Origin of the sequence: Crossiella sp. S99.2 (assembly GCF_023094165.1) — a bacterium.
Taxonomy (GTDB): domain Bacteria; phylum Actinomycetota; class Actinomycetes; order Mycobacteriales; family Pseudonocardiaceae; genus Crossiella.
The window spans coordinates 188,191-211,834 of record NZ_JALMDK010000017.1 but is presented as its reverse complement, the minus strand read 5'-3'; the positions used below and the strand labels follow the sequence as shown (position 1 = coordinate 211,834).

Here is a 23,644-nt window from a genome sequence, read left to right as displayed (position 1 = left end):
CTCCCCCCAGGCCGGCAGTAATCACTCGGCGTAGGATTGCCGGGCGGGCTAGTGCGCCTCTAAACAGGCTCTAAACCGTATTCCGGGACCGCGCCCGCCGCCGAACTCGACCCGCTCCCGGGTCCGCCGGGCCCCACGGCGGGTCTGTCCGAGACGTCCTGTTCCGGTGGCACCGCTACCGGGCCGTTATCGGGGACATGCCCAGAGATCGCCCGGGAACCATGATCGAGGAGTAGGATCAGTCCGAAGCCAGAGCGCTGTAGATCATTCCGGCAGCAGTGCTCAACTGGGGTGGGGGAAACCCTGTGGCATTTCTGGGGGTCGACTGGGGCGGTATTAGGAAAGAGTTCTTCCCTTTGTTTACGCGCAGCTGACAGCGGGGAAGAACACGCGTGTAACACGTGTGTGAAGTTGTGGACCTGAGATCCGGCCGGTGCGGGCGTGCCCGACCGGAGCGCCGGTCCACCTGGTGGCCGACCACGGTCGGCGGCGCGGCCGTTCCGAATTGTCGATCAGGTGCCGGAGGCAGCCGGTACACCTTTTGTACATCGACGCCGGAACTGGCTTCTGTGGGGATTACGCCTGCCCGCCCTGATCTTGAGGTTGCGCCTCCCGGTGTGGCCTCTCGTCGTCTTGACGGTCACAGCGCTGGGGGATACACCAATCATGTTCCTGATTGAAAGAAGTGATGAGACGAAGGTCTTCGAAAAGAGTCTCAAGGAGAGCGAACAGCACCGCGGCAGCGTGCTGCTGGTCACCGCGCCAGACGGGTGTGGGAAGACCGAGCTGTTGCACCAGTTCGCCGACCACGCGCGTTCCGAGCAGATGCTCACGCTCATCGCGAACTGCGTCCGGTCGGAACGGCATTTCCCGCTCGGCATCATGGAACAGCTGCTCACCCAGTCGGAGTTGCCGGGCTCGCTGACCGATGAGGTGACCACCCTCCTTGAGTCCACTAAGGACATTGCCGAACTGGACGTGCTCGAACTCTCCGTCCGCTTTTCGGAGGGTTTTCACAAACTGTTCGCCAAACTCGGCAAGATTCACCCGCTGGTGCTCTGTATCGACGATGTGCACGACATCGACCGGGTGTCCCTGCACTGCCTGCTGTACCTGATCCGGCGCATCCGCAACGAGCGGATCGTGGTCATCCTGACCGAGCGCGAGGACATGACGCCCGGTCACTCGCTGATCCTGGGCGACCTGCTGCGCCGGGCGCACGTGCGGCGGTTCAGCCTGGCCCCGCTGAGTCACGGCGGCACCGAGCGGCTGCTCGCCCACCACCTGGGCGCCGCCCCGCCGGAGCCGACCGCCGCCGAGTCCTTCCTGCTCACCGGCGGCAATCCGCTGCTGCTGCACGCGCTGATCCAGGACATGCAGAAGCGCGCCGGGCTGGTCCCCGGCCACGCCTACCAGCAGGCCGTGGTCGAACTGCTGCGCAGGCACGAGCCACACGTGCTGCGGATGGCCCAGGGCCGCGCGCTGTTCTCCGGCGCCAGCCCCAACCAGCTGCTGGAGCACTCCTTCGAGGCCGGCCCTGGCGCGGCGGATCACGCGCTGCGCATCCTCACCCAGCTCGGCCTGGTGCACGAGCAGGACTTCCGGCATCCGCAGATCGGCACCGCCCTGCTGGCCAACCTGGCCCTGGACGAACGCGCCGTGCGGCACCGGCGGGCCGCCCAGCTGCTCTACGAACAGGGCGCGCCCGCGGTGGAGGTCGCGCACCACCTCATCGCCGGCGGCGCCACCGCGACCCAGTGGAGCGCCCCGCTGCTGGCCGAGGCGGTGGACCAGGCGCTGGCCGAGAACGACACCGCCTTCGCCAGGGAGACCTTCGAGTACGCCACCACGCAGTTCGCCGACGCCGGCCTGAAGTCCGCGATCAAGGCCAAGCTGCTGGAGTACACCTGGGGCAGCAATCCCGAGGCCACCATCCGCACGCTCTACCCGCTGCTCGCCGAGTTGCGCGCGGGGCAGTTGCCGGTCAGGTACGCGTTCTCGTTGGTGCGCAACCTGGTCTGGTACTGCCACGGTGACAAGGCCGAGGAGGTGCTGGCCGCGCTGGACGCCAGGGCCGCCCTGCACGACAAGCAGGCCGCGGCCGAGGCGGAGGTGATCCGCTGCTGGCTCTCGGTCAGCCAGCCCACCTCGGCGGAAACCGTGGTGGAGAGCGCGATCCCGGCCGACGGCGACCTCCGGCTGCGCGCCTTCCGGATGCTGAAATCCGCGCTGCGGCACGGCGCGTCCGCGGCGGAGGTGACCGAGGCGGAACAGGCCCTGCGCTACACGGAGTTCACGGCGCAAACGTTTGAGCCGGTGTTCAGCCTGATCACCCTGCTGATCCACTCCGAGCAGGCGGACAAGGCGATCACCTGGTGCGACAAGGTGGAACGCGAGGCGGTCAGCGCGCAGCGTCCCGAGTTCCGCGCCCAGCTGCTCGCGTTGCGGGCCCAGGCCCTGCTTGGCCAGGGCGATCTCGCCGGCGCCTACCAGCACGCGAGGGAGAGCCTCACCGTGCTGGCGCCTGCCGCGTGGGGGGTGGCGGTGGGCCTGCCGCTGGCCATCCTGATCGAGGTGTGCCTGGATCTGCGGCGGGAGGAGGAACTCGGCGGCTACGTCGGGCATCCGGTGCCGCCGGAGATGTACCAGACCCGCTACGGGCTGCACTTCGTCTACGCCCGCGGCCTGCACCACCTCGCCACAGGCCAGCTGGAGGCGGCGGCCGCGGACTTCGACAAGTGCGGTCAGCTCATGGAGGCATGGGAACTGGACTCGCCCACCTTCATCTCCTGGCGGATCGGCGCGGCCGAGGCGCGCCGCCGGGCCGGGGACCACGACGACGCCCGGCACCTCATCGCCGACCAGCTCGCCCGGCTGAGCCGGGACCAGCCACGCACCTGGGGGGTGAGCCTGACCGCGATGGCCGAGCTGACCCAGCCCGCCGAACGGCACGCCGTGCTGACCGAGGCCACCGAGATGCTCAACCGCTCCGGCGATCACCTGCAACTGGCCCGCGCGCTCACCAAACTCGGCCACACCTACGAGCAACTCGGTGAGGACGGGCCGGCGCGCACGATGTTCCAGCGGGCCCAGCAGACGGTCAAGGACTATGACGCCGATCCGGTGTGGCCCCAGCTGGAGTTCGGCCTGGACGCGCTGGCCGTGGACGATCCGGTGCTGGAATCGTTGAGCTACGCCGAACAACGGGTGGCCGCGCTGGCCGCGCACGGGGCCACCAACCGGCAGATCTCGGTGCGGCTGCACATCACGGTCAGCACGGTGGAGCAGCACCTGACCCGGATCTACCGCAAGCTGGGGGTCAAGGACCGCAAGGATCTGGCCGGCCTGCTGAGGTCACGCCCGTGAGCGGACCTCGGCCAGCAACCGGGCCAGTTCCAGGCTGGACTCCATTGCGGGGGAGACGCCGGCCCGGACCGCGGCGACAAAGGCAGCGATCGTGTTGGCCACCTGGTCGTCGGGTTCGAGCACGATCTCCTTGACGTCCGGGCCGCGCCGCAGGTGCAGGGTGGGCCGGTGGTCGGCGGGCGGGGTGAAGGCGTGTTCCACGCTCAGCCGCCCTTCATCGCCCCACACTTCATACATCGAGCGGTAGGCGTGCTCGAAGCCGAACGTCAGGTGCGCCGCGACCCCGCCAGCGGCTCGCAGCAACGCGGCGCCCGCCACGTCCACACCCCGTGCGCCGGGGGTGAGGAAGGCGCCGATGACCTCCAGCGAGCCGCCCAGGAACAGTGAGGCCGCCCGCAGTGGGTAGACGCCCACGTCCCAGAGCGCGCCACCGTCCAAATCGGACTGATAGCGGATGTCGCCGGGCGGCAGCGGCGGGATGGCGAAGCAGGACTGGAAGACCTGCACCTGGCCGATCGCGCCGTCGGCCAGCAGGGCCAGGGCCTCGGCGTGCTGGGCGTGGTGCACGAACATGATGTTCTCCATCAGCACCAGCCCGGACCGGGCGGCCAGCGCGAGCAGTTCCGCGGTGCCGGCCGCGTCGGTGGTCAGCGGCTTCTCCGCGAGCACGTGCTTGCCCGCCCGCAATGCCGCCGCCACCCATTCCGCGTGCAGCGCGGCGGGCAGCGGCACGTACACCGCGTCCACGTCCGCCCGCGCCAGCAACTCCTCGTAGCCGTGCACCGGGCAACCGCCGAAGACCGCCGTCGCGGCGGCCGCGCGATCCTTGTCCCTACTGGCGATCGCCGCGATCTTGATCCCCGGCGTCCGCCCGACTGCGGGCAGCACCCGGCGCCGGGCGATGCCCGCGTAGCCGAGCACACCGAGCCGCAGCGGGTCCATCACCCCTGCGCCCACATGGCGTTGAGACAGGCCAGCAGGGTGCGGGCCTGCACGTTGACGTAGTGGCTGTGCCGCACCAGCGAGATGAGCTGGCCGTGCGAGACCCAGCGGAAGCCCGGCGGCGGGTCCAGGGGGGTCTGGCTGTCGTCGGTTTCCACCACCAGGTAACGGCTCTCGGCGTTGATGAACCGTCCGCCCTCCTCCGAATGCACTGCCTCATAACGGATCCGGGCCGGGTCCGCGTTGAGCACCAGGTCCAGGTACCGCGGCCGGGCGGGCTCAGGCAGGTCCAGGTAGTTGCTCGGTACACATTGGACGGTGGGGCCGAGTTCCATGGTGTCCAGGAAACCGCCCTCGACCCGGGACTGGGTCAGCACGTGCGGCACCCCGCCCAGCCGCCGGGTCAGGAAGGCCGCCACCCCGCGCCCGCACGGCTGGATCAGCGGCTGGGTCCAGGAGGCGACCTCGCGGGAGTCGGCGTGCACCGACACGGCCACCACGCTGAAGTACTGACCCTTCTCGTGGTCGATCGAGTACGGCCGGTGCACCCAGCCGGGCAACGAACCCAGCGGCATCAGCTGCGCGTGCACCTGGTTGCGCGCTCGTTCGGCGGTGATCCAGGACAGCAGGTCCACATCGGACCCCATCGCGCCGGTTTCCTCGCTCTGGCTGGGCACACAGGCCAGCACGGTGCGCGAGTCCATGTTCACCAGGTTGTCCTCCAGCAGGAGCTCGCCGATCTGACCCAGGGTCAGCCAGCGGAAGTCCTCGTGCACCGGCACCTCGTCGAAGGCTTCGACGATCATGTTGCGGTTGCACTTGCGGTAGAACCAGGAACCGTGTTCGGACTGCAGCACATCGGCGACCACACTGCCGTTGCGGGTGGTGCTGAAATGCTCCAGGTAGCGCACCGGCGAACCCTGGTGCACCTTCATGTAGTTGCTGCGGGTGGCCTGCACGGTCGGCGAGAGCTGCACCAGGTTGGGGTTGCCGGGCTCCATCTTGGCCTGCATCAGGAAGTGCAGGACGCCGTCGAACTCCTTGACCAGGATGCCCAGGATGCCGACCTCGGGCTGGTTGATGATCGGCTGGTACCACTCGACCTGCGCGCCGTCGTCCACGCTGGCCCGCAGCCCTTCGACGGTGAAGAACCGCCCGCTGTCGTGCTGGAGGTTGCCGGTGGTGGCGTCGAAGGACCATTTGTCCATGGCGGAGAACGGGATGTGCTCGACCCGGTGCCGTTGGGAGGACACGCGTTCGGCCCACCACTTGTGGAAGTCCTCGACGCCGCCGAACCGGCCCTCCAGGGCCTTGGCCGAGAGAGTGAGCCTGCTGACCAGCGCGGCGTCCTCTCTCGGCTGGAGCCGAGAGGAGGCGGCCGCGCTGTCGGCGAGGTTGGATACCATGACACAGCTCCTTGGCTGGGGCGGTCGCCGGCTCAGCGCCTGCTGCGCGCCTGCACGAATTCCTTGATCGAGTCGAGCACGTAGTCGAGCATCTCCTCGGTGAGCGAGGGGTAGACGCCGACCCAGAAGGTGTGTTCGGTGACGATGTCGCTGTTGGTCAGCTCCTCCGCCACCCGGTGCGGCGCCTCGACGTAGGCGGGCTGGCGGGTCAGGTTGCCGCCGAAGAGCCTGCGGGTGCCGATCTTGCGGGTTTCCAGGAAGTCGACCAGCTCGGCCCGCTTGAACGGCGCCTCCGGATCGACGGTGATGATGAATCCGAACCAGCTCGGATCACTGTCCGGGGTGGCTTCGGGCAGGATCAGCCACGGCACTCCGTCCAGGCCCTCGCGCAGCCTGCGCCAGTTCGACCGCCGCACCGCGCCGAAGTAGTCCAATTTGGACAGTTGAGTCAGGCCGAGGGCGGCCTGCAGGTCGGTGGACTTCAGGTTGTAGCCGATGTGGGAGAAGATGTACTTGTGGTCGTAGCCTGCGGGCAGCGTGCCCATCTGGTAGGAGAAGCGTTTGAGGCAGGTGTTGCTCTCACCCGGTTCGCACCAGCAGTCCCGGCCCCAGTCCCGTAACGACTCCACGATCCGGGCCAGCGCCAGGTTCGAGGTCAGCACGCAGCCGCCCTCGCCCATGGTCAGGTGGTGCGCGGGGTAGAAGCTGACCGTGGCCAGCTCGCCGAAGGTCCCGGTCAGCTGGCCGCGGTAGGTCGAGCCCACCGCGTCGCAGTTGTCCTCCACCAGGATCAGGTCGTGCTGTTCGGCCAGCTCGGCCAGTTCTGCTGCCTCATAAGGGTTTCCGAGGGCGTGCGCGATCATGATGGCCCTGGTGCGCGGCCCGATCGCCCGCGCCACCCGCTCGGCGGTGGTGTTGTAGGTCTTCAGTTCGATGTCGAGGAAGACCGGGATCAGGCCGTTCTGCAGGATCGGGTTGACCGTGGTCGGGAACCCGGCCGCGACCGTGATCACCTCATCGCCCGGCCGCAACCGCCGGTCCTCCAGCTGCGGCGAGGTCAGCGCGGTCAGCGCGAGCAGGTTCGCCGAGGAGCCGGAATTGGTCAGGTGCGCCTTGCGTCTGCCCATCCGGCGGGCGAACGCGGACTCGAACATCCGCGAACTCCGGCCCGCGGCGATCCGCATGTCCAGGGCGGCCTCCACCAGCGCCGCCCGGTCCTCCTCGTCCAGGGTCGCCCCAGAAGGCCAGATCTCGGTGACACCCGGCACGAACTGCCTGCCGCTCTGGCTTTCCTGGTGGTATTTGCGGGCCAGGTCCAGGACAAGGGCCTTGCTCTCGCTCACGTCGTCACTCCGGTTCATCGCCCCTCCACCCGGTGCTGCGTTACCAGTTCGGTCAGTTCGGCGGCCACGGTCTTGACCTCCGCGTCGGCCAGGCCGTGGTGCAGCGGCAGCAGCAACGTGGCGTCGGCTGCCGCCTCGGTGGCCGGCAGTGGCGTGACATCGGCCTGGTACGCGGGCACCTTGTGCAGTGGCGGATAGCGGAACGTGGTGTAGATCCCACGTTCGAGCAGCCCGGCGGCCACCACATCGCGGATCCGTGGATCCAGCTGCACCCAGTAGAAGTAGTAGGAGGAGCTGTGCCCCTCGGGCAGCGGCGGCGGCAGCACGACCCCCGGCACCCCGGCCAGCAACTGGTCGTACTGCTCGACGATCTCCCGGCGCCTGCCGATGGCCTGCGGCAGGTTGCGCAGCTGCACGCTGCCGATGGCCGCGGTCAGGTCGTTGCCGATCATCCGGCCGCCGAAGTCGCGCACGTCCAGTTCCCACCAGCGGTGCGAGACCTTGGCCGCAACAAAGCCACTGGACTGGGCCAGGCCGTGGTAGGCCAGTCCGCGGGCTTTGGCGGCCAGTTCGTCGTCGCGGGTGTAGAGCATGCCGCCATCGCCGGTGACCAGGATCTTCATCGCGTCGAAGCTCCACATCGCGATATCGCCGAAGCTCCCGCACGCCTTGCCGTCCACCCGGGAGTCCACCGCGCAGGCCGCGTCCTCGATCAGCCGCAGGCCGCGGTTGCGGCAGAACGCCGCGATGCTCGCGATGTTGCCAGGGTAGCCGCCGTAGTGCAGCACCAGCACCGCTTTCGTCCGCGGCGTGACCGCCCGTTCGATGTCCTCAATGGACGGATTGAGGGTGCGCGGGTCGACATCGCAGAACACCGGCCGGGCGCCGGTGGCGGCGATGGCGTTGGCGGCGGCGACGAAGCTGACCGAGGGCAGCACCACGTCGTCCTGGGGGCCGAGGTCCAGCATCCGCGCGGCCAGGAACAGCCCGGCGGTGCAGGAGTTGATGAACAGCACGTTGGGGGCCGGCACGTCCAGGTGGGCGGCGAACTCCGCCTCGAACGCCTTGGCCCGCGCGCCGTAGCCGAGCCAGTTGCTCGCGAAGACCTCGCTGACGGCCGCCAGTTCCTCGGCGCCCAGACTGGGCCGGAACACGTTGATCAACTCATGCCTCCTGGGGCTGTGGGGCGACGCCTGCCGCGGCGAGGTGCCGCGCGAGCAGCTGTGGGGTGGGGTGCTCGAACACGCCGGACAACTTGATCCGCACACCGGTGGACTCGGCCAGCCGCTGCACGATCCGCGCGGCCAGCACGGAATGGCCGCCGTGGGCGAAGAAGTTGGCCTCGGCGTCCACATCGGACCGTTCCAGCAACTCCCGCCACAGCGCGACCAGGGCGCCGACCAGACCGTCACCCGGCGCACTGGACGCTGGTGCGGGTGCCCGGTTGCGCCGGTGCTCGGTGGCCAGCTGGGTCAGCGCCGGATAGTCCACCTTGTTGTTGCCGGTCTCGGGGAAGGAGTCGAGGAAGACGAAGTCGTTGGGGGTGGCCGCGACCGGGAGCCGCTCGGCGGCGTAGCCCCACAGCTGGGCGGCCAGCGTGGGTTCCTCGGCGCCCTCGACGCAGGCGACGAGCAGGCCGCCACTGGTCTCGTCCGGGACGATCACCGCGGCCGCGGCCCGCACTCGCGGGTGCTCGCGCAGCACGGCCTCGACCTCGGGCAGCTCGATCCGGTTGCCGCGCAACTTGACCTGGCGATCGTTGCGGCCGAACAACTCGATGGTCCCGTCCGGGCGCCAGCGGGCCAGGTCGCCGGTCCGGTAGTAGCGGCCGTACCTCGGATGCCACGGGAACCGTTCCGCGGTCAGCTCCGGCCGGTTGTGGTAGCCCAGGGCCACTCCGGCCCCGGCGATGCACAGTTCGCCGCGCACGCCGATCGGGAGTTCGGCGCCGGTGGGGGAGCAGACGAAGACCTGGGTGTTGGCGATCGGTCCGCCGATGCCCACCGGTCCGCCGGTGAGCCGGTCGGTGGTGGACCAGATGGTGGTTTCCGTTGGCCCGTAGAAGTTCCACACCTCCGGTGCGACCGCGCTGAGCCTGCGGGCGAGGTCCTCGGTGAGTGGCTCGCCGCCGGAGGAGAGTCGGCAGCCCGCGAGTGCCGGGGCGGCGTCTTCCAGGACTAGGCGCCAGGTTGTCGGTGTGGCTTGCACCAGGTGCACCGGGTGGTTTTCCAGCACCCGCCGCAACGCCTTGCCGTCGGTGCGCGCCTCATCCGGGGCCACCACCACCCGGCCGCCCGCCAGCAATGGCAGGAACAACTCCAGTTCGGAGATGTCGAAGGAGAACGTGGTGAGCCACAGGAATCCGTCCTCTTCGGACACTCGCAGCGTCTGTCCGAAGTGGAACATGACGTTGGCCAGGTTGCCGTGCGAGATCCAGGTGCCCTTGGGCAGGCCGGTCGAGCCGGAGGTGTAGATGATCATCGCGGCGGAATCGGCCGACAGCGCTGGAATGTCCACAGTGGACTGAATGGGCGCCGTGGCGATAGTGAGCACCGGGATCGGGCCGGTCGTGGGCAGCAGTCCAGGGTCGGTGGTGAGCACGGCCCTGGCGCCGGAATCCGTGAGCTGGTAGGTGATTCGCTCGGCCGGATGCTCGGGGTCCACCGGCAGGTAGGCGGCGCCCGCGAGCCAGATTCCCAGCACGGCCGCGGCCAGTTCGGGCGAACGCGGGGCCGCCACCGCGACCACCTCGCCGGCGCTGATGCCCGCCGCCCGCAGCTGCGCCGCCACGGCGGCCGCGGTGTCCCATAGTTCGCGGTAGCTGACCTGCCGATCCTCGTGTTCGATCGCGATCGACTCCGGCCGCGTTGCCACCTGGTGCCGCACCCCGGTCAGCACGTCGGCCGGGTGCACTGGAACCACCGTGTCGTTGGCCGCGTCGATGACCGACCGGTCGGCGGCCGAGCAGACTTCCACCTCGCCGAGCACCCGGTCCACGTCGTCGGCGAGCCGGATCAGCAGCTCCTCGAACCGGTGCAGCAGCGCCTCGACCTCCGTGCGGTCGTAGAACTCCACGCAGTACGCGGCCCGCACCCGCAGGTGTTCGGCGGTGGAGAGCACGAAGAACTCCAGGTCGAACCGGCTCGAACCGTTCTCCAGCAGCAGCGGCTCGGCGGGTGCGCCCGCGAGGTCGAACGGGGCGCGTTCGTTGGCGGCGACGTAGTTCAGCACGTGCTTGAACAGCGCCTCCCGCCAGGAAGCGCTCCGGCGGGGCAGGAAGCCGGACAGGTGCTCCACCGGCACGTCGGCGTGGGTCAGGCCGTCGAAGAAGACGGTGCGGACCGCGCGGGTGAACTCCCGGAAACTCTGGCCCGCCGGCACCCGCACCCGCAGCGGGATCACGTTGACGTGGAAGCCGATCGCGTCGCTGTGCTCGGGACCGCGGGTGTTGACCGGGAAACCGACGGTCAGGTCCGGACCGGCGCCGTGCTGGGCCAGCAGCAGGTAGTACCCGGCGAGCAGCACCACCGCCTCGGGCGCGCGCAGTTCCCGTTGCAGCGCTTGCACTGCCGAGCGAGCCCGCGGCGACAGCTCGTGGGTGACCTGGGTGCCGCGCAGCACCGGATCCGGCACGCCCTGGCTGCCGATGGCCAGCTCCAGGGTGCCGGGATCGAACTGGTCCAGCCGCTCCCGCCAGAAGGCCAGGCTGTCCGCGCTCGGCGGCGGTTCCACCAGTGCCCGCACCGGTTCTCCGGCAGTGGGCTGTTCGCCGTTGGCCAGCGCGGTGTAGGCCGCGGCGAACTCCGCGCGCAGGACCGGGGTGGACAGCGAGTCGAAGAGGAGATGGTGCAGCACCAGGCAGAACCGGTCCGCGCCGTCCGCGCCGCGCAGCCGGGCCGCGCGCAGCAACGGGCGGCCGTCCAGGGTGAACGGGCGGGCCAGGAAGGCGGTGAGCACCTCGTCCGGGTCGCGCCCGGCCGGGTCCAGGTGCTCGATCTTGATGTCCACCCGGTCCAGGACCTGCTTGGCCAGGCTGGCCCCGGCCGCGTGGAAGACGGTGCGCAGCACCTCGAACCGGTGCACCACCTGGGCCAGCGCCGCCCGCAGCAACACCGGATCCAGCCGGCCCGCGGCGCGGAAGGCGAAGGACAGGTTGTTGATCGCGCTGCCCGGCACCATGTTCTCCAGCAGCCATAGCGCTTCTTCCTTGCGGGTGGCGGGCGCCGGGCCGGGCGCGGTTCCGCTAGCGGTCTCTGCTGGTCGCATCTGGGCCTTCTCCCGGCTAGGCGTTGAGCAGGTCAGTGACAGTCGCGGCCACCTCGGCCGCGCGCAACAGTCCGATGTGGTCGGCCGCGAACGGGATCTCCTTCGCCACCAACGGATCTGCCGCGCCGTTGCGGTAAGAGCGGACCGCGTTGAGCCCGCTGGCCGGGCTCGATGAACTCAGCGCGGTGGCCGAACGCCAGCCCGGGAACGGGTCGAACCGCGCGGCCGTTCTCAGGTAGGTCATGAAGGCGAAGAAGGTGCCGGTCAGCTCCCGGCGGCTGATCTCGTCCAGTCCGGCGCGGGCCAGTGCCTCGCCGCTGAGGTCCTCGAAGATCGTGATCAGCGTTTTGGCCAGGGTGTCCATATCATCGGTGGCCTCATAGGCCCGCCGCCCGGCCTCCTGCACCGCGTCCATCTGCTCCGGCGGCACCAGCGCGGTCAGCAACGAGAGCACGTTGCGGAACTGGGAGTACAGCGTGAAACCCACCGCGGGCTCGGGGTCGAGCAGCACCAGCAGCGGCGGGGTGCGCTGCCACTGCGCCACCCGTTCGGCGATCGCGGCCGCGTACACCGCGCCCACGCAGTAACCGAGCACCGCGCGCACCGGCTTGCCCGAGGAACGCGGCGCGGCCAGCCACCGGTCCAGATAGGCGGTCTCGTCCAGGTCTTTTCCGGTGTTCGCGTCCGGCGGCAGGGACAACCACACCGAGTGCTCGATCCGCAGTTTCGCGGTGAGTTCACCAAAACCGGCCTGCGGCCGTCCGGTGACGTCGAAGTCCAGGGCCAGCACCAGCTCCGGCCCGCTGTCCGCGGAAAGCATCTTCCAGGTTTCTGCCAGCGACATCGTTGCCCCCTTTCACCATTCGTCCCCGAGATCGTGGCCGCCGCGTCTAGCGGCAGTCTTAATCGCGGCTAAATCCAGGACAGGGTGACCGGGGATAGGGGTCGCTAGGGGTTGAGGTGCAGGGAGCGCCCGCAATTACTGTGGTTTTCATGAAGGGGATCATTCTTGCCGGGGGCCGGGGAAGCAGGCTTTTCCCGGCGACCCAGGCGGTCAGCAAACAACTGCTGCCCATTTACGACAAGCCGCTGATCTACTACCCGCTGTCCGTGCTCATGCTGGCCGACATCCGGGACATCCTGATCATCGCCACCCCGGACGCGCTGCCCGCCTTCCAGCGGCTTTTCGGCGACGGCGCGCATCTCGGCATGAACATCAGCTACGCCGAACAGGACGAACCGCGCGGCATCGCGCACGGTCTGCTGCTCGGCGCGGAGCACGCCGCGGGCGGCCAGGTGGCGCTGGTGCTGGGCGACAACATCTTCCAGGGCACCGGTTTCTCCCAGGTGCTCACCGACGCCCGCAAGGATCTGGACGGCTGCGTGCTGTTCGGCTACCCGGTGCCCGACCCGCACCGCTACGGCATCGCCGAACTGGACGAGGCGGGTCGCCTGGTCTCGGTGGAGGAGAAGCCCAGCAACCCCAAGTCCGACCAGGCGATCACCGGCCTGTACTTCTATGCCAACGACGTCTTCGACATCGCCCGCGGCATCGAACCCTCCGATCGCGGTGAACTGGAGATCACCGACGTCAACCGGGTGTACGTGGATCGGGGCCGCGGGCAGCTCATCCCGCTCGGCCGCGGCTTCGCCTGGCTGGACGCGGGCACCCACGAATCGTTGCTGGAAGCGGGTCAGTACGTGCGCACGCTGGAACACCGGCAGGCCATGAAGATCGCCTGCATCGAGGAAATCGCGCTGCGGATGGACTTCATCACCAGTGACGCCTGCTACGAACTGGGTCACACGATGATCGACTCGGCGTACGGCCGCTACGTGATGGAGGTGGCGCGCACGCTGGCTTCGTCGAGCTGAAGGACTGCCACCGCCTCCTTGATCCGGCCGAGGGTGATGAGGTGGCCTGCCAGCAGGTGGGAGTGGGCGGGGGCGTGTGCGGTCAGGACCGCGACCGCCTCCTCGGTCCGGCCGTGCTCGGCGAGCAGGTCGGAGATGGTCCAGGCCGCGGCGGCGGTGTTGCCCTCGGGGTGCGCCCGCGCCTGCTCGATGGCTTCGTCGAGCAGGCCGCAGCCGGCCAAGAGCTGAAGCCGGATCCGGAAGAAGTCCCACTCCTCCTCGCCGTCGCGGCGCGCGGTGAGGAGGTCGAGGTAGGCCAGGCCGTCCCGGGCCCGGCCGTGGTCGGCGTACAGGGTGCACAGCGCCTCGACGATCCAGTCCTCCGCGCCATCGGGCTCATCCGTGAGCGCGCGCAGCACCTCGATCGCCTCCTCGACCCGGCCATGCCGGACCAGCAGCTGCGCCAGCTCGAACGGATCACCACACGCGCGGGCGCTCGGTTGCCGGTACACCGCGATCGCGCCGTCGATGTCACCGCGCTCCGCCAACAGCTCGGCCAGGCGCTGCGCGGCGAGTCCGTGGTGCTCCGTCGCCGCGTACTCCCGCAGTTCCTCGATCCGGTCATGCCTGGCCAGCAGGTCGGCCAACTGGTCGCGTTTCCCGGAGCTGAAGCGCCGGGTGTGCAGCAGGGCGATCGCTTCGTCGAGCCGGCCCTGGCGTTCGCGGATCACGGCCAGCAGGTGGATCGCCGTGTCCGGGTCGAGGCCGCGGCAGCACCAAGGATCGGCGCACCGGTGCTGGGCCGGGATCTTCGCGGCCAGCTGCGCGGCGAGGTCCTCGTCCCGGCCTGCCCCCTCGGCGACCTCCACCAGCGCGGTGGCCAGGCCCCAGTCGTCCATTCCGGGGCTCAGCAACGCGATCGCCTCGTCCCGGTGTCCGTGCCGGGCCAGCAGCCGCCCGAAGAACTCCAGCGAGAGCCCGACGGTCCTGGTGTACGGCCGGGTGAACTCGATCGCCTCCGCTGCCCGGCCCCAGCTCTCCAGCAGTTCCGCCTGGGCTCGGGCGGCAGGCCACCATCCCGTGGCGACGTACGGTGCCAGCACCGCCAGCGCCTCGGCCTGCCGCCCCTGGTCACCGAGTAGCCGGGCCCACTCCCGCGCGCAGAACCATTCGCCGCGGCCGACCTGGAATTCGACCTCTTTCCCATGGCCGAGTTCAAGAAGCCGGGAGACCAGCAGCGGCGGAATGCAGTCGGAGAGGGTCCGGGCCCGGCGGTCGAGATCAGCGGCATCCATGCCTGCGCACCCTAGCGAACCCGCCGGCGCCCCTGGTCTGACCGTCAGCCGCCGGCGGTGCAGGGCAAGGTGCCCCGGCGCAGCGCGTGTCCGCCGGTGTTGCCGTCATCGGCCCACAGCACGGCTTTCCGGCCCCCGGCACAGGTCGACGGCGGCGCGATCGCGAAGCCCTCGTTGTTCAGGTTGGCCAGTTGGGTGGGACGGTCGTAGGTGGCGGTGGCGGTGAACTTGCCGCCGCGGACCTCCAGCGTGGCCGAGCGGCCGCTACAGGTGTTGTCGCAGGTCGCCCACACCCGCCCGGTGTCGGCCTCGAACTCCAGGCCCATGATCGCCGGCAGGCCGCTGGGGATGGCGGCCACCCGGGTGTAGCCGCTGCCGGACTGGTTGAGCGCGTAGGCGTAGATCACGCCGTTGTTCTCCAGGCCGACGAAGTACAGGCCACTGCCGTGACCGGGATAGGAATCGGGGCGGTACGGGGCCTTTGTCCGTTCGTCGAGGAAGCCGCGGGCGGTGAGCACGCTGTCCGGAACCCAGGTGATGGCCTCGGGTCCGCTGTTCGCGGCCACCTTCGGCAGGTCCGCGGTGAGGTCCCATTCCGCGGTGGCGTTGAGCGAGGAGGAGGTGCTGGCCGGGTCGAAGCGCAGGATCTTGGCCAGGCTGACCTTGCCGTTGTCCCCGTTGCGTTCGGTGGCCGCGAACACTCCGTCCGGGGTGACCGTCACGCCTTCCGCGTCCGGATCACCCTTGCCGTCGCGGTAACGCAGTGCCTTGCCCGACGCCCAGCCACCGCTGGGATCGGGGCGCCAGCCCGCACCGTCCGGCACCAGGCGATACAGCGTGCCGGGGCCGTTCTTCACCGCCCACACCACGCCGGGACTCTGGAAGGCCAGGCCACTCAGGTTGCCGCCGAAGACGTTCGCACCGTCGGCGGTGCTGACCTCGGGGCCACCCGGCCACTTGCCGTTCGGCGGTGCGGCGGAAGCGCCGGTGGCGAGCAGGCTCACGGTGAGCACGGACAGGGCAGCGAGGACAAGTCTGCTGTGGACACGCACGGGGACTCTCCTTGACGCAGGGCCTTGGCGGCGGCTGGTACGGCAAGGTAAACAACTCATTAGGAAAGGTAGTTAACAAATAGCACGGTACCTCGCCCCGGCCCACGCGTCCAGTACTGCTTATGGCCTACCCGGTCAGCTCCGCGATGACCCGGTCCGGGGACGGCATGGCGCCGATCTCCGCGGCGATCCGGCGGGCCGCGGCCCGTGGGGCTGGGTCGGCGAGCAGACTCTCGGCCAGTGCGGCCACGGCCTGGCTGGTGACGTCATCCGGCAGCAGCCGGGCGCCCGCGCCGGCGGTGAGCACGGCCTCGGCGTTGCCGAACTGGTCGGCGGCCCGGGGTAGCAGTAGTTGGGGCAGACCGGCCTGGAAGGCGCCCAGCATGGTGCCGCTGCCGCCGTGGTGCACGACCAAATCCGCTCTGGGCAACAGATCCTGTTGCGCCACCCAGGACTCGACGCGCACGTTGCCGGGCACCGCACCCAGTGCGGCGGCGGGCACGGCGGGGCCGGTGGTGACGAGCACGTCCACCGGCAGCGTCGCCAGCCCGTACAGGCATTGCCGCAACAGCTCGGTGGTGGCGAACGCGGTGCCCAGGGTGAGGTAGACCAGGGGGCGGCGGCGGACTGGCGGTGGCGCGCCGGGCGGAGACCAGCCGACCGGACGCAGCGGGATCCGGTCCGCGGTGGCCAGGAAACGCTGTGCCTGCACCGAATCCGGGCAGATGTCGAACACTCGCCCGCCGTGCAGCAGGGCCTCGGCGTCCACCCCGGCTTCGTCGGCCAGCCCGGCGAAGACCCACATGATCATCTTCCAGGTCGGGCCTGGGTCGACCCGGCCGAAAGTGTGGCCCAGCACCGGAATCCCGGCCTTGGCTCCGGCCAGCGCCGCGCCGAACGTGGTCACGTCGTGGATCAGGAGTTCGGTGCAGTGCCTGGCGAGCAGGACCGTCAGGTCCTCGGCCCAGCGCCCGGCCAGCAGCTGGCCGAGGGCGTGCCCGACGTGCCGGTCCCCGGCCGGGACACCCGCCGCCGTGGCCGCTTCGAGGGCCTCGGGCAGGCTCATCCCGGCCGGCACCGCGGGCAGGCCCGCCGCGTGCAGCACCGGCACGAACTGGGCTCCCGCGGCGAAAACCACGTCGTGACCGGCGCGGACGGCGGCTTGCGCGAGCGGCACCAACGGGTAGGTGTGACCATGGGCCGCCATCGCGGCGAACAGCAACCGCATGTCAGCGATCGAGCAGGTGCTGGAGGTCGGCGCGCAGCGTGGCGTGGGCGATCCCCTCGGTCCCCTTGTGCCGCAACCAGGCCAGTACCTCGGCATGCACGCTCATAAGCGGAATCCTAAGCACCCAGTCCGCACCCCGCCCGCGTGTTGGCCGTTGTCGTACGCAGTCTTGGCCCAACTCGCCGCCCACTTGGGCCAACTCGCCGTCCAGATCGGCCAACTCGCCGTCCACAACGGCCAACTCGGCGTCCACAACGGCCAACACGGCGTCCACAACGGCCAACACGGGGTGGATTACTGCGACAGGAACGCGACACGTCCGCCACTCGGTGGGGACGGGCCTGGGCGACGGTGGGGGTATGAATTTCATCGCGGGGCATCGACCTCGCCGACTGAGCTGCGTTCTGCTTGCCGCCGCGCTGGCGGGCATGGTGGCCGGGTCCGGTACGGCGAACGCCGAGACTGCCGAGGCCCTCGACGTCACCGGCTACGACCTCACCCTGGAGCACCAGCCCGGCGCCCAGACCCTGCGCGGCACGGCGGTGATCAGCGCCAAGGCCCGCAGCGCGCTCGACCGCGTCACCGTGCGCCTCGCCGGGCTGCGGGCCACCGCGGTCACGGTCGACTCGGTTCCGGTGAAGTCCTTCGCGCACAACGCCGACGACGAACTGCTCATCCAGCCCGCGACCACGATCCGTCCTGGCGCGGGCTTCCGGCTGCGCGTCGAGTACGGCGGAACGCCCGGACCCGGCTGGCTGGCCACCACCACGGGCGGGGCGAACGCGTTCCTGGGCAGCTCCCGGTCCTGGTTCCCGGTCCGCGACCAGGCCAGGGACAAGGCGGAGTTCCGGCTGGCGATGACCGTGCCGGACGGCTGGGGCGTGGTCTCGGTCGGCAGGGAAGGGCAGCAGCAGGCGGGCGCCGGGTCGACCACGTTCCACTGGGCGGAACCCGAGGTCGATCCCGACCACGTGAGCGTGTCCATCGACCGGTTCACCACCGAGCGCGGCGCGCTGGCCGACGGAACCCCGGTGATCACCGCGTACGCGCCGGGCCTGCAGACGGCGACCAAACCCCTGGCCGACCGGCTGCCGGAGGTCCTCGACTTCCTGTCCGCGAAGTTCGGCCGCTACCCCTTCGACGCGGCGGGCAACGTCTTCCTCCAGGTCAGCGACGGCGCGCCGGCCACCTCCCCGCAGACCCGCCCGGTGTACCTCGGCGCGGGCAACCCCCAGTACATGACCCTGGAAACGGTCGTGCACGAGCAGGCCCACCAGTGGTACGGGATCTCTGCCGCGCCCCGGCTGCCCGCGGACAGCTGCCTGTCCGAATGCTTCGCCTCCTACGCGCCCTGGCTGTGGCAGGAGGCCAAGGAGGGCGCGGATCTGGACCTCCGCTACCGCCAGATCGTCGCCGCGAAACGGGGTGAGCCCGCGTTCTGGGAACGGCTCTACCAGCCGGGCGTGACACCGGGGATCACCATGTACAACAAGGGCCCGCTCGCCCTGCACGCGCTGCGCAGGCAGCTCGGCGAACAGGCATTCGACCAGCTGCTCCGGCGGTGGCCGCAGGAGCACCGCGCCTCCTACGCCGACTGGCCGAAGTTCGAGGCCCTGGCGGCGGAGGTCTCCGGGCAGAACCTGGACGGCTTCTTCGCCGCCTGGTTCCGCGGCGCGACGGTGCCCGCCGACGAGTACCTGTGGCCCGGTCCGCTGAAGCCGTGACGTGAGTCACGGAACTACCCTGGCTTCAGCGGGCAGTACAGAGCGTGAAAGCCAACGGGCAGTTGCCGTCATTGACCGGGTTGCGGTGGGTGGCCGCCCTCATCGTTTTCCTGTACCACGTAAGGAACTTCGGCTACTTCGACGGACCGGCCGGCGGTGTGCTGCACTGGGCGTTCGACGCCGGAGCGACCGGGGTGTCCTTCTTCTTCATCCTCTCCGGCTTCGTGCTCGCCTGGTCGGTCAGACCAGGCGAGCCGGTGACCACGTTCTGGCGCAGGCGATTCGCCCGGATCTACCCCGTGCACCTGGTGACCGCGGTGCTCGCGCTGGCCCTGGGCGCCACCCTGGTGCCGGGCCTGTTACCCAGTAGCGGCAACGAAACAGCGGCCAACCTGCTGCTGATCAGTTCCTGGTGGCCGGACTGGTGGCAGGCGCTCAACCCGGTCAGCTGGTCGCTGGTGTGCGAGGCGTTCTTCTACCTGTGCTTCCCACTGCTGTTCGTGTTGCTGCGCAAGGGATCGGCGGCCTGGCTGTACGCGGTCGCCGCCGCCGCGGTGCTGGTGGTGCTGGCCTTGCCGTTCCTGGGGCTGGCGCTGTACTCCTTCCCGTTGGCCAGGTTGCCCGAGTTTGTGCTCGGGGTCGCGCTGGGACTGTTGGTGCGCAACGGTTGGTGGCGCGGCCCCGCGCTGGACCTGGCGGTGGCGGTGACCCTGGTCGGCTACTTCCTCACCGCGCAGGTGCCCGGCGATTTCCGCTTCGCCGCCTGCACCGTGCTCGGTTTCGCCCTGCTCCTCCCGGCCGCCGCCATGGCCGATCTGACTGGCACACAGTCGATCTGGCGGCATCCCAGGCTGGTCGTGCTGGGGGAGTGGTCTTTCTCCTTCTACATGATCCACCTGCTGGTGCTGCGCCTGGCGGAAATGGTGCTCGGCACCGCGCCCAGACTGCCGTTCTGGTGGGCGCTGGCCGCCTTCACCGTCGTGTTCACCGTGTCGCTGCTGCTGTCCTGGTTGCTCTACGAGCAGGTGGAGAAGCCCGCCCGCCGTCTGCTGTTGCGCCGCTGGAGCACACCCCGGCTCAAGGCGGTGCGGGTGTGAGGCGCGCGGTGGTCGCCGCGGTGGCCGTACTGGGGTGTGCTCTGGTGCGCGGAGCGCGTTCGCCGTGCTGTTCGAGCCGGCCGATCACGCGCCCGTGCCCTGAGCGGCGCGGCGGGACCAGGTCGCGTCCAGTACCGTGATCGTCGCGGAACGTAGCTGGAACGACCGGGGGTGGGACCGTGCGTGGTGATCGGGTGCGGAACGAGCTGGGCGGCACCGCGCACAGCGTGGTGCAGGCCGGCGTGATCGAGTCGGTCATCCTCTCCGGCGCGCCCGCGGACCCGGCACTGCCGCCGGTGGTTCCCGCGCAGGCGCCCACGCCGCCGGAGACCTACACCAACCGGGACGAGGAACTCGCGCGAGTGGGTGCGCTGGCCGGGACCCCGATCGGCGACCGAACCCGGCCGATGGTCGCCGCCGTGCACGGCATGGTGGGCATGGGCAAGACCGCGTTCCTCCGGCAGGCCGCCTGGCAGTTGCGGGAGCGGTATCCCGACGGCGTGCTGCACGTGCAGTACGGCGTGGCGGGCAACTCACCCGCCGAAGCCGTGTCCAGGTTCCTGGCCGCGCTGGGGGTGCCCGAATCCCGGATCCCCGCCGCGTTCCAGGCCAGGGTCGATCTCTTCCGCTCGTTGAGCGCCGGGCTGCGGCTGCTCACGGTGTTCGACGATGTCCGGGACGCGGCCCAGGTGATCGCGTTGCTGCCGAACTCGCCGGCCAGCCTGGTCCTGGTCGCCGCTGGACGGCAGGAGGCGCTGGCCGAGCTGTACCAGGACCGGGAGGTGCTCGATGTGGCCCTCGAACCGCTCCGCGCCGAGCACGGCGTCAGCCTGGTCGCCAAGGTGTGCGGCAGCGAGCGGGTGGCCGCGGAACGCCCGGCGGTGGTCGACCTAGTTGAGTTGTGCGGCGGCCTGCCGCTGGCGCTCGGGGTCGCCGCGGCCTGGCTGAAAGCGCGACCGCACCTGGCGGTGCGCGAGCTGGTCGAGGACCTCAGGGAGACCGACCGCGATCCCGGGGACTCCTCGGCGGACCGATCGGCTCGGGCCAAGGTGTTCGCCATGTTCGACCGGGTCTACGAGGATCTGCCGGAGTCGGCTCAGCGGCTGTACCGGCTGTTGAGTGTGCTGGTGGGGCCGCACTTCGGCGTCGAGGTGCTCGCGGCCATGCTCGATCAGCCGGTGCGCGCGGTGCGCCGCGATCTGGACGAGCTGTGCCAGACCGGCATGGTGCACGCCGAGCCCGGCGGGGTGCACCGGCTGCATCGCCTGGTGCGGGTGCACGCGCTGCGGGTGGCCGAGGCCGAGGACAGCAAGGCCGAGCGGATCGCCGCACTGCGCCAGGCGGTCCGGTGGTGGCTGATCGGCGCGGCGGCCGCGGATGTGGCCGTGCACGGCAGGCAGCCGCTGCGGGTGACCGATCCGGCCGCGGTGCTGGACGAAACGCCGGTGGAGATCCCGGCCGCCACGGCCCTGGCCTGGTTGCGGCAGGAGCAGACCAACCTGGTCGAGATCATGGCGGCCGCCGCGGCGCAGGGCTGGCACACCGAGGTCTGCCGGTTGTTCGAGGCGATGCACACCCTCTTCGACGCGACTAAACCCCTGGCCACCTGGGTACGTGCGGGCAAGCTGGCCGTCGACTCGGCCGTGCTGCTCGGCAACGCCGGGTACGAGGCACGCTGCCGGTGCCTGCTGGCCAGGGCGTACCAGGAACTCGGCCGCTTCGCCGAGGCCCACGAGCACCTGGATCGGGCCAGGGAACTGGCCGCGGACTGGGACCGGCTGCTGGCCTCGGTCGAGGACTTCACCGGCAACGTGCTGCTGCGCGCGGGCCGCGCCGAGGAAGCCCTGGCCCGGTTCCACACCGCGCTGGAGATCAACGAGCGGCTCGGACTGGCCAGGGGCACCGCGTTGCAGAGCATGCTGGCCGGCCGGGCACTGGGTGCCCTGGGGCGGTACGAGGAGGCGTCGCTGGCCTTCGCGCGTTCCCGGGATCTGTTGGCGGGCACCGATGCCACGTCGCTCTTGGTGAAGGTCCAGCTCAGCGCCGCGGTGGTGCTCGCGGCCTCGGGCGCGGACCAGGCCGCCGAACGCGCCTACACCGAAGTGCTGGCCACGGCTGAGGAACGCGGTGCCACGGCTCCGGCCGCGGATGCGCTGCTTGGACTCGCCGAGCTGGCGGAGCGGCGTGCCGACCGGGCCGCCGGTGTCGAGTTCCGGCAGCGCGCCGCGGCGATCTTCGAACGAATGGGCAGCCCACGCGCGGCCACCATCGCCCGCACGGCCCGGCAGCTGGCCGGGTTGCCGGCCATGACCTGATCGGTCACCAGCGCAGCACACCTGAGTTCGCGCCCGCCTGGATGGTCAACTCCGTGCCCGGCCGCCCGAGCGGAATCCAGTGGTACAGCGCCGATCCGGCCAGCGATCGCGGCACGGTGGCCTGGCCGGTGAGGCGGTGACCGTCCCGAAACAAGGCCACGATTGAACCGGGCGCCACCTCGGTCACCGCGACCTGGGCGCCGGGCCAGCGCCGCAGCGTCACCGCGCCCCACTCGTCCGCGTCCGCCAGGCAGTCGTGCCGGGCGGCGCTCCACACCACCGCCGCTCGCTCCAGCTGTTCCGGATCGGCGGCGTGCTCACTGACCGCCAGGTGGCCGGGCGGCTCGGATTCACCTGGCACGACCGGGTATCGGCGCATGGTGAGGGTGGTCGTGCCGGAGACCCGCACCCGGAGCGCGTCGGGCTCGGCCATCGTGATCTCGGGTGTGGGCAGTGGTTCGGGCAGGGCCTTCCACGCTGGTTCCGGCAGGCCCAGCACCGCGTACATCCGGGCCCGCAGGATGGCCGCGGCCTGCCCGGTCCGGGCGAAGATCGCCGCGGCGGAACCCGGGTCCTGCCCGAGGGCCTGCTCGATTTGCGGCTCCAGGGGTTCGTCCAGCCGGAGCCGGGGAAGCCGTTGGCGCAGGTGATCCAGGGGCGAGCCGGGCACCACCTCGGGTCCGCCGTCGGTGGCCAGCAACAGCGGTCTGCCCGCGCCGACGCTGTAGCTGCTCAGCGAGCCGTGGTCGGAGATCACCAGCGAGGCCGCCACGATCGCGGCCTGCCAGCCCTGCTCGGGCGGCACCACCGCCAGACCCGCATCGGTGGCCCGGCGGAGTAGAGCGTTGATCTTCAGCACCCCGTGCTGGGCCCACACGTTGGGATGCAGCACCAGCGCACAGCGGAAGCGGTCGGTGGGCAGTGCCGCGAGGATCCGCGCGGGCAGCTCGGTGCAGGCGCCGAACAGTGAGTGCCTGCCCCAGGTTGAGCACAGCAGCACAAGCTCACGCCGATCAGCACCGAAGGCGGTCCGGTACTCGCGCCGGCGCGGCTCGCTGACGCGGATGCGGTCCAGGCACGGGTCCCCGGCCACCAGCGCTCGCGGCAGCAGCCGAGGCTCGACCGAGGCGATGACCGCGAGCTGGTGATCGTGGGCGACGACCAGGGTGTGCGGGATGATCCGGTTGCGGCGCACCAGGGCCGAGCGCCGGAGGCCGGAGATCGCGGTGGGGTCGCTGGGGGAGCGGCGGTGGTAGCCGATGCCGTGCGGGAGCAGGATGAGCGGGGCGCGGACGCGGTGCAGTTCGCCGTTGTCGCTGGCGGCCAAGGCGAGGTCGTAGCGCCGGGTGAGGGCGGTGTCCCAGTCCACGGTGCGGGCGCCTGCCTCGGCGAGGTGGTCGCGGATGCGGTGGGAGAACACGGATCCGTTGTCCACGGCGAAGGTCACCGCGACCCGCGGATCGGTCAGCAGCAGGGGGAGAACGTCCCACATGCGGTTGAGGACGGCGGGGTTGCGGGCGATGACCAGGACCTCACGCTCGGGGCGAATGGTGTCCCAACGGCTTCCGGCTTCCGGCTTCCGGCTCCCGGCTCCCGGCTCCCGGCTCCCGGCTCCCGGTCTGACCATCTTACCGTCGACGGAGCGGATGGCGGCAGCGACGGTTGTCCCATCACCGCATCGTGTCCTTCCGCCGCCCATTATCGCGACAGTCTACGAACACCCCGCCCACGCCGGAGCCGCACCGCCAGTGTCCTC

The 23,644-nt window shown here is 70.3% G+C and carries 15 protein-coding genes; 5 read left to right on the top strand and 10 right to left on the bottom strand.

Going from position 1 to position 23,644, the window contains the following annotated elements; all coding sequences use genetic code 11:
* Window positions 1-666 precede the first annotated feature (666 nt).
* Window positions 667-3,366, top strand: a complete 2,700-nt coding sequence (locus tag MZC64_RS42015) for an AAA family ATPase (RefSeq protein ID WP_247764732.1) — start codon at window positions 667-669, stop codon at window positions 3,364-3,366.
* Here the strand turns inward: MZC64_RS42015 and MZC64_RS42010 are convergent.
* Genes MZC64_RS42010 through MZC64_RS41985 form a run of 6 tightly spaced genes read right to left on the bottom strand, consistent with a single transcriptional unit; the run spans window position 3,355 to window position 12,167 of the window.
* Entirely contained in the window at window positions 3,355-4,308 is a 954-nt protein-coding gene (locus MZC64_RS42010) for a Gfo/Idh/MocA family protein (RefSeq protein WP_247764733.1), read from the bottom strand. The two genes, MZC64_RS42015 and MZC64_RS42010, sit on opposite strands and share 12 nt — an antisense overlap.
* Window positions 4,308-5,714, bottom strand: a complete 1,407-nt coding sequence (locus MZC64_RS42005; RefSeq protein ID WP_247764734.1) for an NDP-hexose 2,3-dehydratase family protein — start codon at window positions 5,712-5,714, stop codon at window positions 4,308-4,310. The genes MZC64_RS42010 and MZC64_RS42005 overlap by 1 nt, the downstream gene beginning before the upstream one ends.
* A 32-nt stretch (window positions 5,715-5,746) precedes the next feature.
* A complete protein-coding gene (gene rfbH, locus MZC64_RS42000; RefSeq protein ID WP_247764735.1) occupies window positions 5,747-7,075 on the bottom strand; it encodes a lipopolysaccharide biosynthesis protein RfbH in 1,329 nt (442 codons plus the stop codon).
* Window positions 7,072-8,211 (bottom strand): DegT/DnrJ/EryC1/StrS family aminotransferase, encoded by a 1,140-nt coding sequence (locus MZC64_RS41995; protein ID WP_247764893.1) that lies wholly within the window; start codon window positions 8,209-8,211, stop codon window positions 7,072-7,074. Before MZC64_RS41995 ends, rfbH begins: the two co-directional genes overlap by 4 nt.
* A 10-nt stretch (window positions 8,212-8,221) precedes the next feature.
* The gene (locus MZC64_RS41990) at window positions 8,222-11,323 is read right to left on the bottom strand and encodes an amino acid adenylation domain-containing protein (protein ID WP_247764736.1); all 3,102 of its coding nucleotides are present in this window, start codon (window positions 11,321-11,323) and stop codon (window positions 8,222-8,224) included.
* Window positions 11,324-11,339: 16 nt separating this feature from the next.
* Entirely contained in the window at window positions 11,340-12,167 is an 828-nt protein-coding gene (locus tag MZC64_RS41985; RefSeq protein WP_247764737.1) for a hypothetical protein, read from the bottom strand.
* Between the two features lie 149 nt (window positions 12,168-12,316).
* Here MZC64_RS41985 and rfbA point away from each other — a divergent pair, with 149 nt between their 5' ends.
* Window positions 12,317-13,198 carry a glucose-1-phosphate thymidylyltransferase RfbA gene (gene rfbA, locus MZC64_RS41980; protein ID WP_247764738.1) on the top strand — a complete coding sequence of 294 codons (882 nt, stop codon included), beginning with the start codon at window positions 12,317-12,319 and terminating at the stop codon, window positions 13,196-13,198.
* Here rfbA and MZC64_RS41975 read toward each other — a convergent pair.
* The 3 genes from MZC64_RS41975 to MZC64_RS41965 form a co-directional block, all read right to left on the bottom strand.
* The gene (locus tag MZC64_RS41975; RefSeq protein ID WP_247764739.1) at window positions 13,156-14,472 is read right to left on the bottom strand and encodes a hypothetical protein; all 1,317 of its coding nucleotides are present in this window, start codon (window positions 14,470-14,472) and stop codon (window positions 13,156-13,158) included. The genes rfbA and MZC64_RS41975 overlap by 43 nt on opposite strands.
* 44 nt (window positions 14,473-14,516) lie before the next feature.
* The gene (locus MZC64_RS41970) at window positions 14,517-15,524 is read right to left on the bottom strand and encodes a hypothetical protein (RefSeq protein WP_247764740.1); all 1,008 of its coding nucleotides are present in this window, start codon (window positions 15,522-15,524) and stop codon (window positions 14,517-14,519) included.
* Window positions 15,525-15,651: 127 nt separating this feature from the next.
* Entirely contained in the window at window positions 15,652-16,752 is a 1,101-nt protein-coding gene (locus tag MZC64_RS41965) for a glycosyltransferase (protein WP_247764741.1), read from the bottom strand.
* Window positions 16,753-17,111: 359 nt separating this feature from the next.
* Between MZC64_RS41965 and MZC64_RS41960 the strand changes: the two genes are divergently transcribed.
* The 3 genes from MZC64_RS41960 to MZC64_RS41950 all read left to right on the top strand — a co-directional run bounded on the left by MZC64_RS41960 (window position 17,112) and on the right by MZC64_RS41950 (window position 21,888).
* Window positions 17,112-18,476 (top strand): M1 family metallopeptidase, encoded by a 1,365-nt coding sequence (locus MZC64_RS41960; protein WP_247797782.1) that lies wholly within the window; start codon window positions 17,112-17,114, stop codon window positions 18,474-18,476.
* Between the two features lie 44 nt (window positions 18,477-18,520).
* On the top strand, window positions 18,521-19,573 hold the full coding sequence (locus tag MZC64_RS41955) for an acyltransferase (protein ID WP_308301130.1): 1,053 nt from the start codon (window positions 18,521-18,523) through the stop codon (window positions 19,571-19,573).
* Window positions 19,574-19,767: 194 nt separating this feature from the next.
* Window positions 19,768-21,888, top strand: a complete 2,121-nt coding sequence (locus tag MZC64_RS41950; RefSeq protein WP_247764744.1) for a tetratricopeptide repeat protein — start codon at window positions 19,768-19,770, stop codon at window positions 21,886-21,888.
* A 4-nt stretch (window positions 21,889-21,892) separates the two neighbouring features.
* Here the strand turns inward: MZC64_RS41950 and MZC64_RS41945 are convergent, their stop codons facing one another.
* Window positions 21,893-23,380 carry a hypothetical protein gene (locus MZC64_RS41945; RefSeq protein ID WP_247764745.1) on the bottom strand — a complete coding sequence of 496 codons (1,488 nt, stop codon included), beginning with the start codon at window positions 23,378-23,380 and terminating at the stop codon, window positions 21,893-21,895.
* Window positions 23,381-23,644: the final 264 nt, after the last annotated feature.